We start from the raw sequence: 13,437 nt of genomic DNA on the forward strand, positions 1-13,437 counted from the left end.
TTCTGTCTCGTACGTAAGATGCTAATTTATTAGCTTCCTTACTTTTCAGAATATCATACAATGTACAACTTTTGTTAATCTTTTTTCTTTCATTCTTTCTAGTTCATCTATACACCTACTACGATATTCTAACATTTGTTGCGCAAGATCGTGAGATAACCTACTTTGTATGAGATTATACAACTCTTCTCTGTTCTCAAAGTAATCTAATCTAGTTTCAAGTGCTATTAAGGTTTCTACCATTTCCACTCTTTCGGAAACACAATATTCTAAGAAAGTAACCTCAGAGTAGAAACTTACATCTGTATCAGCACCTTCTTCTATTAAAAGTTCTACTACTCCTTCATGGCAATTTTGAGCAGCAAACAACAAAAGAGTAGTATCACAATTAGAACCAATTTTTAACCTTTCATTAATATCTGGTTTTATCCTCTCTAATAGACATGATAATATTCCTTTATAGCCCTTTAGAATAGAAAGTTGTAAAGGAGTATACCATTTATCATTTCTTATATTTGTATCAGCACCTCTATTTAATAGAGCATCTACCACCACTATATTGTTCTTTGCAACAGAAATATGTAAAGGAGTATATCCCTCACAATTTTTTACATTTATATCAGCACCTCTATTTAATAAAGCATCTATCACCACTATATTGTTCTTTGCAACAGCAATATGTAAAGGAGTATATCCATGATAATTTTTTACATTTACATCAGCACCTCTATTTAATAAAGCATCTACTATCTCTACATTGTTATTTTCAGTTGCAACATGTAATGGGGCATTTCCAATTGCATCTCCTGCATTCACATAAGCATCATTTTCTATTAAAACTTCTACTATCCTAGTATTGCCACAAACAGCTGCCATATGCAGAGGAGTATTCGTGTTTTCATCTATTATGTTTGGAACAACAAAGTTTTTTATTATGTAAGACACTGCTACTATATTGCAAAGTTTAATAGCAATAAATAAAGAATTGCAGGCTAATTTATTCAAGCCACGTGCCCTAGCTAATCCTAAATAGTGGAGATTTGGGACACATTGCCTCTTCGGATCGCCCAACTAATTGGTGTATGATGAAGTATTTTACCATTTTGAAGTTCTAGAGTATGGCTGGTAGAGTTGAGAACCTTTTCTAGTTCACCCTTGTTTTTAGCTAATTTATGAATACAGCTAATGACTTCCTTAGCATCAAGCTCAAGAGCGATACCTAGTAATGTCATAGTTAATTTATGTTGACCAATACGACTGATTTTTCCATGGTGAGTATTAAAATGTTTTATACCATTAATTTCAGCTGATTTTAAAACACTTAGAAGGAACTCCTTCCTATTATCAGGAATGTGATCTTGTAATGGTTTATTCGATTTGGTAGCACTTTGCTGCTTTTCCTCAATACTGGTAGTCGGTATATCATCTGCTTTACTTGGAGAGTATTCCTCTATCCCTTGATAATTATTAATATCAAAACCTTTCTGTTCCCACTTTTGATATGTAGGTTTATTTTGTAATCTCGCCATTGCTTGTACGGACATATTACCTGCAACTGAGGTAATTTCAATTTCCACATCATCTAGCACTTTTTTTGCCTGATCAAGGCCAACAATCTCTACTGCTTGAGAAGAAGTTTTTAGCTTTTTAGAACTTGTATCTTCCATTCTATCTTCTTCAGAATCAATTTTAGTTCTTTTTCGTTGAGTCGATGATTGTTCAACTGAAGCTTGTAAGTTTTTATGATTTATTATCGGATTAAAATGTGCATTACCTGCATTGATTATGTGTACGGTATTCTGCTCATTATAATTTATATTATCTATAGACTTAGAAGTTTCACTGCTTATTAACTGATCTAGCCATACTTCTCTTTCTTCAACAATATGTTTTTCAAGAATATGTAACTGTACACCATATACTTTACAAATTATTCTCCCTTCAATATCACCTCTACCCCATATTGGTGAAACCATACCCAAGGCATTTGGCTCAGGCTTTTGTTCAACATCACCGACAGTAAATTCAATACGTGTAATATATTCATTAATTTGTTGATTTTCACCTTTTAAAGCCTCTTTAAGCCATGAGTAATCATCTTCTAGTTGACTTTCTGCGAATTTCTTACAAATTTCTCTCAAAGGTTTAACAGTAAAGACTATTTCAGGTTTCAATTGTCTTAGTCCTTGTGCAACTGAGTCGAAGAAACAATCTCCGCCACCCACTGCTTTTCCTACCTTAAAATTCTCTGGCAACTCTGGATTATTATCTGAGCGTTTGAAGAGGAGAGCGTTACTTTGCAAGTCTGGCTGCTTTAAATATTGTACCCCTTCTAATTTTTCCGAAATAGTTTTCTTTTTTGAATTTTCCATTTCAACCTCAACCCTATACTATAACAAACAGATTGATAATTATCAATAATTTTGATGCATATTATAGTATTTTACTTAGGCTATTTTGAGTGAATCATTATTAATTTAACGGTGTATCTTAATTAAGAAATAAAAAGTATAGTCACTTTCAGCAACCAAAACCAAGGACGGTGAGAAGTGTTTTTCTTGGAATCAATTGGTCTACCAAATGTACCGTACGAACTTTTCTTTATAGTAATTCTGCTATATCATAAAAGCAGCTATATTAGCCTACTTCAGCCATATTTACATACGAACCAATTTACTTGGCTTTGTTGCAAAAATTTCAAGCTTCTATTTTCATAACGCAGCTTTTGCTTAAATTGTTCTCACAAATATACGATCTTTTTATGTTTTTTGGAAAGAGTAAATAATTCAATTCCTTATAACACTAATTAGTATGGTCTTTTCATTAAATTTATCCTCTCAAAAAGACTGTGCTTTATCCATCTACTTTAATGGTATCATAATATTTTACACCTAAATCTATTCTATAAAAATTCACAATACGAATTAGTAAATAGATTATATTCAAACCGATTGTATTTATGATATATAGCGCATACAATATATTACTTGTTTATTTTAGTAGGGGGTATAGGTATGTTTAGTTCGAAGCAGATAGTACAATATAATTTATTTGGTAGTAACGTCCTTGAAGGCATTTCATCTTGTAAATTTGCACATTTTCCTGAAGAGGTATTTGAGATTAGCAGTGAAGAAAATCAAGTAATAGATAGTTTAGAAAGCAAAATAGAAAATCTACAACAGGAAAATTTTGATCTTAAAAAAAATGTAGAGTTACAAAAACACTATAAGAAAAGAGTAGAAGAGTATTACGAAGAAGTAAGTGAACTTACCAGAGAAATGCAAACCCTAGAAGGGAAAATTAAAAAGCTTGAAGTTAAATTACAAAAAAGTACAAGAAGTTTAACTGAAAATGATCAAGACATCGAACAGCTAAAACAGAAAGTAGAAATATTATTATTAGAAACTCAGAACAAAAGTGATGTAATTAAGAACTTAAATAACCAATTAAAAGAGGCAAAGAATGAAATTCAGTTAACAGACAAAATAAATGAAGAGTTACAGCAAAAACTGGATTTGACTGAAGCTGAGTTAAACAGAGTAAGAAAAGAAAGTACAGTGCTGATAAACAGTATAGAGGATTTGAAAGGTAATTATGAAAATCAGATACTAGAAAAAAAGAAGGAACTTAATGATATAAGAGATCAATTGTGTATTTATTTATCAGAGTATAAAGAGCTATTTGCAGAATTCAGTAGTCTGCAGAAGGAAAACGAGAGTTTAAAACAGAAAAATTTCTATATTAGTAATGAAGTGTCTCTTGCAGATGAAATAAACAAAGAAAACGTAAGAAAAGAAATAGCGAGAACTCAGTCTATACCTGAAGTAGAAACCAGGTGTATTAAAGATAATGATGATCAAGAACCAACCTGGCTATGTAGAGAAGGAGAAAATAATCAATATGATAAAACAAGTGAAGATAAAGACTCTGAAGATACTGACTACGAGATTGGAGTATGGAATGAAGCTGATAATGAAAGTAGCGATGATCATAAATCAACTCGGCTATATGGAAAAACAGAAAATTGTCTAACAAGTGAAGATAAAAACCTTGAAAATACCGATTTCCCGATTGAAGTATGGAATGGAACGGATAGTGAAGATGAAGACAATGTTAGCCCTTGCCCTGATTATGATGAAAGTTTTGGTAGGCGTTACAGTCAACTATTCTATACTGACGAGATAACCCGTAAAGAAAAAGGAAAAGATACTTTTCTTTTAATCCGTCAAAAAGACTCTTTTTCTCTAACAAAGGTAAAGCTGAATACAAGAGAAGAAGAAAAGTATGAAAGTATTTGGCAAAAAATAAATAAGATTCATGATTATCTAGACATTTTAGGTTACTCTGGTAGCGAAGAAGATTATGAGGAGTGCGAAAAAGAACTTGATAAAGTTATAAGCGCAGCACTGGAACAAGGAATAATGTTCACTTTTCCATATAAATCTGGTATGTCCTTGATAGATCGTATAGCTGACACATTTCAAAAGCTATATTTATCTGCTGACACTACTCGAATTCATGAGTTCTTACACAAGAGAAAAATATTTCAGGTAATATCAGAAGGTGCATCTTTAAATAGATCGAGCGACGAAGAGCATGAAGATTTTGTGAACATAATTTGTTCAGATTTAGACACTTTGAGTAAACGATCCGAAAACCTTTCAAAGCTTAAGGAATTAGCACTTGAAAGTATTATGAATAAAAGTGAGCAAATTGATGAATATGACTTTGAACTAGAAATAGATAATGGATATTTTTGCATAGATTATCCACAAAATAGTATTGTTGAAGTTGCAAGGATATTAAATAATCAAAAAGCTAAAGATTTAAATCTAAACATTGGTATACTTCAAGTTGGAAACAGTATAATTAGAGTTGAAAATATAGGAGGAAGGAGAAATTATACAGAGTTCTCGGGAGATATCATTGAAATGTCTTTTACCACTGAAGTAGGAGAGATCAGTATTCATCTATGTCCTAGTGAGAAAGATAGTAATAAAATAGAAGTGAGGCTTGTCGATGAAGTAAGATTTAACAAGTTAGAGAATAAATCAAGTTTAGGGCAGAGTTGTCTGTTAGGTGGGAAAAGTGTTTTGACAGCTATAGAAAATGGGTATTTCGAAAGAAATAGTAGTGCTTTTAAAGAGTTAGGTAAGACTATTAGACAGTCAGATTGTACAATGGAAAATCCATCTAGCTTTCCTAGAGGGAGTTAATATAAATTGTACTAGACACAACTTAATCTGACAGGTGAGAATTAACTTACAGAAGAATTGAAAACTAATATCAGTCTTTTGTTTAATGTTACTAATATTTTTCTGAAAAGCAATTTGTTTGCTATCAAGAAAAGTTTGCATAGGCATAGCAATATTTGCCTGAATGAGGCCTTGTCTCATTGTAAGAACGCAGCCAATGATCAACATCAATCTGCAAATCTTTCAAAGAGCTGTAGATTTTCTTTCTAAAGATAATATTGTAACACTCATCTTGCATAGTTTTATGAAACCTCTCGCATATTCCATTAGTTTGTGGAGAATTGGCCTTAGTTCTTGAATGATCAATGTTTTCAATTCCCAAATAAAGCTGATAAGCATGATTCTCTGGTTTGCCACAGTCCCTATCAGTCAAAATGCGTGATAATGGCACATTTTGTCCATCAAAGAATGGTATATTAAGAAGATCTGCAGCAGTGATTGCAGTTTTGTCTGTTTGCCATAGCAACCCTTGAATAGGTATCAATGAAAGTTTGCTGGTAGATCCTTCCTATACCTTTGATATTGCCTACATAATAAGTGTCTTGAGAACCCAAATAACCAGTGTTTCAATTTCACCATCTTTGTTCTTTCACTTTCTCTAAAGCTGCAAGTTGCTCTTCAGTTAAAATTATGCCATCTTGTGCAACCTTTGCTTCAAGGGCTTTAAGTCTTTTTTTGAACGTTTCAATGTCGTTTCTTAGCTATACAACCACCTTCGGATACCTCTTTTCTCAGCTCATTTGCAGCTCTTTGCTGTCCATATGCTGGAAATTCTGTTGCAATATTTACTACTGCTCTTTCTATATCTTCGGAAACTCTGTTTGCAAACAGCGGTTTTTTTCTTGCTGATTTCATGTAACGCCTCTTCTCCTCCATTTTCGTATAACTCCTTGAATCTATAAAACGTATCTCTTGAATATCCCATTACCTTGCACGCTTGAGATACATTCCCGAGCTGTTTTGCTAGCTCTAATAAACCTAGTTTTGGTTTTAATATTTTTGTTTGTATTGTATTCATTTCTAACACTCCTTTCTTTTATTATTTTATAACTTACTTTTTTAAAGTGTCAGATTAAATCTTGTTTAATACAGAGAAATCATATATTAGAGGGGTGCTTAGCTATTTAACTGGCTTTGTTGCATAAATGTTTATAAAGAGCAGGGAGTGTTCAATTGTATTAAATAAGAGTCTGATATTAGTTTTCAATTCTTCTATCAGTTAATTCATTCCCGTCAGATTAAGTTGTGTTTAGCACAATTTGTTCCACTGTTCTTCATCTAAAATTTCCACACCCAATTCCATTGCTTTTTTATATTTTGAACCTGGATCTTCTCCTGCAATTAAATAGTCAGTTTTAGTAGAAAGGCTTGAACTGATCTTTGCCCCTAAAACTTTAGCTCTTACTTTTGCCTCCCCTCTGCTCATAGCACGTAGCTTACCAGTAAACACTATAATTTTGTTATTCAAAAAAGAATTGCTAGAGTTGGAGCTCACGGGAAGAATTTGCAGATATGCAGTAAGGTCATTTAACATTTTAATGTTACGTTCCTGAGAAAAAAACGATTTTAAAGATTCAGCTACTTTTTCTCCTATACCATCTATACCTACCAACTCAACATCATTTGATGACATCGAATTATACCAGTTATCATAAGATACATAATAATTTGCGAGCAATTCTGCTGCAACTTGGCCGATAAATCTGATACCCAAAGAAAATATGAACCTATCTAGAGTGATTACTCTTCTGTTTTGTATAGCACTTAATAGATTAGCTATTGACTTCTCGCCCCAACCATGATGCTCTTTTAAGGAAAACTCTTTTAATCTTTCCTCTAAAATAAAAATGTCTGGAATTTGTCTTATTAGGCTAAGATCATAAAAAAACTTTATTTGTTTTTCACCAAGGCCAACAATGTCAAATGCATCTTTTGACACAAAATGTTTTAGTTTTTCTACTATTTGAGCCTTGCAATTAAATTCTTCAGGACATCTTACTGCTACTCCTTCAATCTGCACTTTACTGCCACATTCAGGACATATGTCAGGAAAAACAAATTCAGGCATATTTGTATGACGAGAACCTTCATCTACTTTGACAATTTGAGGAATTACATCCCCAGCCCTTTTAATTGTTACAACATCTCCCTCTCTTATATCTTTACGTTTTATCTCATCTTGGTTATGTAGACTTGCTCTGCTAACTAATACTCCACCAATATTGACTGGTACTAAATCTGCAACTGGAGTTAAAACCCCCGTTCTACCCACCTGTATAAATATTTTATTTAACTTTGTCTTCGCATAAATCGCAGAAAACTTATATGCAAGTGCTGAGCGTGGAGCTTTGTGTGTACTTCCCAGACGACTTTGTAGCACCAAATCATTCACTTTATAGACTATCCCATCGATATCATAATCCAAGTTATAACGACAATCATAGATCTCGTTATAGAACTTTAGCATTCCATTCAAACTACTTGTTAAGGAACGATGCTCATTTACGCAAAAACCAAATTTCTCAAGCTTTTCTAGTATCTCACTTTGACTTTTCTCTATTCCACCAATTAAAGAATAAGCAAAATATCTAAGAGGCCTTTTTGCTGTAATGTTCGCATTCAATTGCTTTAAAGAACCAGCAGCTGCATTTCGAGGATTAGCGAATTCATTATTTTCATTTAACTTTAAAAAGTCGCTGTTACTGATATATATTTCACCCCTTACTTCTAGTCTTCCTTGCACATCTTGTAAAAACTTAGGAAAGTCTTTTATTGTTGCAACATTGTGAGTAACATCCTCTCCTACAAAACCGTCACCTCGAGTTGCAGCTTTAACAAATTTCCCATCTTCATAAATTGCAGAAAATGACAATCCATCAATTTTTGGCTCACATAGTATTTCTATTTCATCTGCAATTAAAAATCTCTTTTTTTTAGACAAAAATTTTTCTACACCTTGCTCATCATAAGCATTCTCGAGAGAAAGCATAGGTTCTTGATGTTCCACCTTAGAAAATCTCTCATCAGGCGGAGCACCAACACTATCTTGTGTTGCATAAGCTTCTGGCTCTATTGCAGCTAACTTTTTCTTCAGTTCATCATATTCAGCATCACTTATCTCTGGCTTACTTTTTTGATAATATAAGATATTATGATAATTAATTTGATTTTGCAGTTTTTCTCTCATCTTTTCCAAGTCAGTCATGATACCAATATAATGCTCTTTGTCGTCAAGTCATGAATTTTTTCAAAAGGTACTATAAATTTATACTACTGCCCTGAAAAACTATACTAATATTAATATAATTTTTGTACTTGTATATTAATGTTAGTATAGTCTTTAAATTAAGGAGTACATTATGAAAGAATACAATTACAAAAATTTGGCTGACGAATCAAACTTCGGCTCTCAAGTGTATCGTGCAGGAATGTTTGATAAAATTCTTGGTATAAGCAAAACAGCAAAAGAAGCTGCGAATCAAGTAATATCTAAAATGGGTAACGATTTAAAACTAGAAGCTAGAAAAGCAGCTCAAGATGAAGTAAAAAAATAGAAGGAAAAATGCTAACTTTAGCTGAAGAGAAAGCTAACAAAATAGCTACCGAAAAAGCTAATCAAATAGAAAAAAAAATATCGACTTCAATTGATAAGACAGTAAAGTCAGTAGAAGCAAATGCTAAAAAAGCAGTGAAAAAAGTAGGACCGGAAGTTGCAGATCTGCTAAAGCCAGAAATAAAAACTCAGGTAGAAGAAGCAGTAAAAAAATACACTGAAGAAAAAATTGAAAGCCTTATAAAACCTGAAATCACAGACAAAATAGCCGATATTGTCACTTCACAAAGCAAAGAAATAAGAATACTTTTAGAAGATGAAATGAATAAATTAATCGAAGATGCACATAAAAATTTGAATGGGAAAATAGATCAGATTAAATGTGAACTTACAGAAATAAAATCTAATATCTTAGAAGCTAGTGCAAAAAGTTTCCTTGAGAGCGCAAAATTATTGTCTTTTGCTGCACAAGATGAAATATGTGAAAACCAAGATTTAGTGTATTTTTAATCACAACAGGGGTTTTATATAAGGTTTTTATGTTTTTTTTAACCCATAAAAACCTGAGGATAAATGAAGAGAAAAATATCTGTTAAGTTGCATGGCTACTGTGCAAAATATTGAAGCAAAAAGGTTTCATCCCAGTGCTCAGACACTGGGATCCATTGTTCCTTTCTGGATTACAGCGTCACGCGCTGGAATGACACCTATTTGTTTTTAGTACTTCCTTTCCTGTCATTCAATTAGCCTTTTCTTTTCATTCCAGTGCCTAGACACTGGTGCTCACAAGCAAACTAATCATAGGAGGTATTATAATAAAAACAACGTTTGCAATGAAACTACATAAAGCAAGTGTCACAAACCGGAATGACAACTATTATTGTTTTTACTTTATATCTTTATTTGTCTATCTTATTTTGCCATTCTGTTGAACGAATACAGGAAAATAAACTGTAATATCTAACTTTGATGCAAAAAGATCAACATATAACACGTAAAAGTTACTGAATCACTTTAGCCATATATAGAATTATTTTGTTAAATATTCTCTACTCCCAGGTTTCATTATGGGTAATTGTTTTAATTCACTTGGCAGTTCTTCCTCGCTATAGTTTTTGATATTTAGTTCAATCAAAGATATGATAGGAAAAGGTAGTTTTGTTTCACTATTTCTCTTGATCAAAGAAGCTCCAGCAACAACTTTACCTCCCTTCTCTTCTGCACATTTTACTGCTTCAAGTGAAGATTTACCTGTGGTAATCACATCTTCAATTAGTAATATCTTCTCACCTTGTTTAATCTCAAATCCACGGCGTAATTCAAATTTACCATTAACACGTTCGCAAAATATTGTTCGGATTCCAAGCTGTCTACCAATCTCATAACCCACGATTATTCCACCAATTGCAGGAGATAGTATTAAATCTATGGGTTCAATAAGCTCTTTTCTTATTTTATTCGCCAATAGCTCACAAACGTTCATTGCTCTGCTTGGATTTTCAAAAATTTTAGCGCATTGTATGTAAGTGTTGCTGTGCAGCCCTGATGAGAGTACAAAATGTCCGTGCAAAATCGCACCAGCCTCTTCAAATTCTTTTATTATTGTATTATCTAATATCATTCTTGAGTTTTAAATTCTTTATTAATTATCTGTGTTATACAGATATCAGACCACACATTTATTGCAGTTTCAAACATATCAATGATTGTATAAATAGGCACAATCAATCCCATAATGTACAAAGGAACATTCATTGATACCAAATAACTAGTTGCCATAAAATAGCACCCCATCGGCACTCCAGCGTTACCAATTGCAGCTCCTGTAGCTAAAAAAATCCATATGAACATCTCACTTAAGGAAAATGTGTGCCCATTCATCTCTGCAACAAACATCACTGTGATTAAAATAAATGCAGCACACGCATTCATATTGACTGTTGTGCATATTGGTAGAATAAAAGATGACAATTTCTTTGGTACCTTTAGCTGATTTTGCACACATTCTATAGTTGTAGGCAGCGTTGCACTAGATGATTTAGAAAAAAATGCAAGTGTAAGTGCTGGCATAACACCTTTCATCGTTTGAATTGGTGATATACCTTTATGCCACATGAGTAGTGGCAAAATCACAAATGCTTGCACGAAATTTGCAGACATTATGCAAGCAAAATACCAAAAAAGACTATGGAATTCGCTGCCACCTTTTAACTCGTATAAAAAACATGTGATAAAAGACCATACAGCAAGAGGAATAAACTTTAATAACCCTTGAGCAATTCTAAGAAGTGTATCAAATAGTGCAGAAAATATTTGGTGTAATATATCTTGTTTTTCTTTTGAGAGCGAAATAATAGCTCCACCCATCAAAAAAGCAATCAATATGCTGCCAATAACGTTATTTTCAAGAAAAACTTGCACAAAATTTGATGGAATGAGTGATTTTAAGTATGAAAAGTAATTGTGGTTGCTGTCACTCACACTTTCTATTGTGTTACTTATGAAATTTTTTCTTACTGGATCTATAAATAAATAGAAAGATAGCGCAACAAATGCAGCTATAATGGTTGTAAGCAGCGTATAAAACAGCGTCTTCTTAAGTAATACTTTAATTTCAATTGAGTCTTTAAACCCTGAAATTGTGGACACGATAGATAGAAAAACCAAAGGTAAACTGATTAATTTCAACAAACTGATGAATATATCACTAAATAGATTTGCTACTTCAAATATCACTTCATTATCTAAATAGTAAGCGACAACTGCAAATAGTATAGAAAAGAACATTGCAAGTTTGCGCATTGAAAATAAAACCTCAAAATGATATTATACAATAATTTTTGGAATTAGGTTAAGATAATCAGCAGCAGCTATCTACCTAACACTCTTATCTCCCACTCAAGTTCAATGTTAAATTTATCTTTTACTGCATCTTTTACTCTGTTGCCAAGGTTTTCTAAGTCGAATGCAGTTGCGTTATTGTAATTGAGCAGAAAATTACAATGTTTCTTAGAAATTTTAGCTCTACCGTTACTTAATCCTCGGCAGCCAGACTCATCAATCAGTTTCCATGCCTTGCAGCCTATTGGATTTTTGAACATACAACCAGCAGTTTTTCCTCTTACTGGTTGACTTTTATTTTTTTTATCAATAACTTCTTTCAATCTTTGCAATATAAGCTCATACTCTGAACTTACTCCTTTAAATTCAGCTTCAATAAAAATCCACCTGCCTTTTAGACTATGTCCACGATAAAAATATCCCATTTCTTCACTGGAAAATTCATATAAATTTCCATCTTCTAGATTCACTGCCCTTATAAACTTTACAACACTCGCAATATCACTACCATATGCACCTGCATTCATCTCTATCCCACCGCCAACTGTTCCTGGAATTCCAGCAAGAAACTCAAGCCCACTAATTTGCTGTTCCCCGGCAAAGTATGCAAGGTTACTAAGCAATGCAGCACCACCTGCAACAATGGAGTTATTATCTTTACATTTTATATATGCAAATTCCTTGCCTAATTTCACCGTTATTCCTCGAATGCCACTATCTTGCACTATTATGTTAGATGTTGCACCGATAATGCTAATTGGTAACTCAGTATCTTTTATCAAGCACATTAGATCTTCAACGTCACGTGGTTTAAATAGTACATCAGCTTGGCCACCAACATTTAACCAAGTCATTTTAGACATTGAAACATTATAACGGTAGATTCCACATACTTTAGGTAAGCTTATAAGCATTTTGATTTTAACTCTAATCCTGCATCCATACCCATTTTTTCTGCATCTTCTACAAACGAAGTGCGTTCAGTAAAGTATATAACTCTCTCGCCCGCTAACATACAATAAAGATGTAGCATGTTTTCACTCACATATTCTGCTAAAGCTGCAAGCGGTGTAAAGCATGAACCATTTACTGTCTTCATGAAACTGCGCTCTGATTTTGCCCTTATAAAAGACATATTATTATTAATTTTCTCTAAAAGATCGATAACTTTTATATCATTCTTTCGGCATTGAATGCAAATTGCCCCCTGCCCTACTGCGCTTAACATGACTTTTGGTGGCAATACCTCTGTAATTAAGTGATATTTTTTTAATCTTATCAGCCCTGCTTCAGCTAAAATCATTCCATCAAAATTCTGATTTTGCAGTCTAGTTGTCACATTTCCACGCAGTGACACTACATTTAAGTCTGGCCTGAGATTTAACAGCTGAACTTTTCTTCTTATTGAAGAAGTTGCAATTGTAGCCTGCTGTGGCAAAGTTTTTAGGCTCTTATATTTATGAGAAATAAATACATCACATGGACTTAGCCTCTCTAAAACACAAGGAATTGTTAAGTCCTTCGAGAAAAACGCAGGTACATCTTTTAGCGAATGAACCGCCATATCTATATTATTTTTGAGTAATTCAGCCTCAATCTCCCTGAGGAACAGTCCTTTACCTCCTATTTCAGCAAGGGTTACATTAGCATATTTATCACCAGAAGTTTTGATTTTAATGATCTCAACGGATAGATTAGGAAAAGACTCTAATAATCTTTGTTTTGCTTCCAAAGCTTGGATGATCGCAAGGTCGCTTCCTCTCGTACCTATTTTAACTAGCATATATC

At 33.1% G+C, this 13,437-nt stretch carries 10 protein-coding genes and 1 pseudogene; 3 read left to right on the plus strand and 8 right to left on the minus strand.

Annotation, left to right across the window (positions count from 1 at the left end; genetic code table 11):
- Positions 1–45: 45 nt before the first annotated feature.
- Complete coding sequence (locus tag OM967_RS03005) at positions 46–1,071, minus strand: ankyrin repeat domain-containing protein (protein ID WP_319606904.1); 1,026 nt, start codon at positions 1,069–1,071, stop codon at positions 46–48.
- The gene (locus OM967_RS03010) at positions 1,026–2,372 is read right to left on the minus strand and encodes an OTU domain-containing protein (RefSeq protein ID WP_264337606.1); all 1,347 of its coding nucleotides are present in this window, start codon (positions 2,370–2,372) and stop codon (positions 1,026–1,028) included. The genes OM967_RS03005 and OM967_RS03010 overlap by 46 nt, the downstream gene beginning before the upstream one ends.
- A gap of 642 nt (positions 2,373–3,014) precedes the next feature.
- Between OM967_RS03010 and OM967_RS03015 the strand changes: the two genes are divergently transcribed.
- Positions 3,015–5,216: a coiled-coil domain-containing protein gene (locus tag OM967_RS03015; protein WP_264337607.1), complete on the plus strand. Its 2,202-nt coding sequence runs from the start codon at positions 3,015–3,017 to the stop codon at positions 5,214–5,216.
- Positions 5,217–5,300: 84 nt separating this feature from the next.
- On the opposite strand, the pseudogene OM967_RS03020 reads toward OM967_RS03015, so the two are convergent.
- Together OM967_RS03020 and ligA are read right to left on the minus strand one after the other, a co-directional pair.
- A pseudogene (locus tag OM967_RS03020) lies at positions 5,301–6,273 on the minus strand (helix-turn-helix domain-containing protein); the annotation flags it as partial.
- 231 nt (positions 6,274–6,504) lie between these two features.
- Positions 6,505–8,460, minus strand: a complete 1,956-nt coding sequence (ligA, locus tag OM967_RS03025; protein ID WP_264337608.1) for an NAD-dependent DNA ligase LigA — start codon at positions 8,458–8,460, stop codon at positions 6,505–6,507.
- A 154-nt stretch (positions 8,461–8,614) separates the two neighbouring features.
- On the opposite strand from ligA, the gene OM967_RS03030 reads away from it, so the two are divergent.
- Positions 8,615–8,809: a hypothetical protein gene (locus OM967_RS03030; protein ID WP_246433227.1), complete on the plus strand. Its 195-nt coding sequence runs from the start codon at positions 8,615–8,617 to the stop codon at positions 8,807–8,809.
- Between the two features lie 8 nt (positions 8,810–8,817).
- Positions 8,818–9,318 carry a hypothetical protein gene (locus OM967_RS03035; RefSeq protein ID WP_264337609.1) on the plus strand — a complete coding sequence of 167 codons (501 nt, stop codon included), beginning with the start codon at positions 8,818–8,820 and terminating at the stop codon, positions 9,316–9,318.
- 520 nt (positions 9,319–9,838) lie between these two features.
- On the opposite strand, the gene pyrE is transcribed toward OM967_RS03035, so the two are convergent.
- The 4 genes from pyrE to hemC all read right to left on the minus strand — a co-directional run bounded on the left by pyrE (position 9,839) and on the right by hemC (position 13,432).
- Positions 9,839–10,429, minus strand: coding sequence for an orotate phosphoribosyltransferase (pyrE, locus tag OM967_RS03040; RefSeq protein ID WP_211908390.1), 591 nt, complete (start codon positions 10,427–10,429; stop codon positions 9,839–9,841).
- Positions 10,426–11,610, minus strand: coding sequence for a dicarboxylate/amino acid:cation symporter (locus OM967_RS03045; protein WP_211908392.1), 1,185 nt, complete (start codon positions 11,608–11,610; stop codon positions 10,426–10,428). The genes pyrE and OM967_RS03045 overlap by 4 nt, the downstream gene beginning before the upstream one ends.
- A gap of 68 nt (positions 11,611–11,678) precedes the next feature.
- Positions 11,679–12,563: a UDP-N-acetylmuramate dehydrogenase gene (gene murB, locus OM967_RS03050; RefSeq protein WP_211908394.1), complete on the minus strand. Its 885-nt coding sequence runs from the start codon at positions 12,561–12,563 to the stop codon at positions 11,679–11,681.
- Positions 12,554–13,432, minus strand: coding sequence for a hydroxymethylbilane synthase (gene hemC / locus OM967_RS03055; protein ID WP_211908397.1), 879 nt, complete (start codon positions 13,430–13,432; stop codon positions 12,554–12,556). Before hemC ends, murB begins: the two co-directional genes overlap by 10 nt.
- Positions 13,433–13,437 lie beyond the last annotated feature (5 nt).

The sequence above is a fragment of the Wolbachia endosymbiont (group B) of Dolichovespula media genome, from assembly GCF_947179505.1.
GTDB lineage: Bacteria > Pseudomonadota > Alphaproteobacteria > Rickettsiales > Anaplasmataceae > Wolbachia.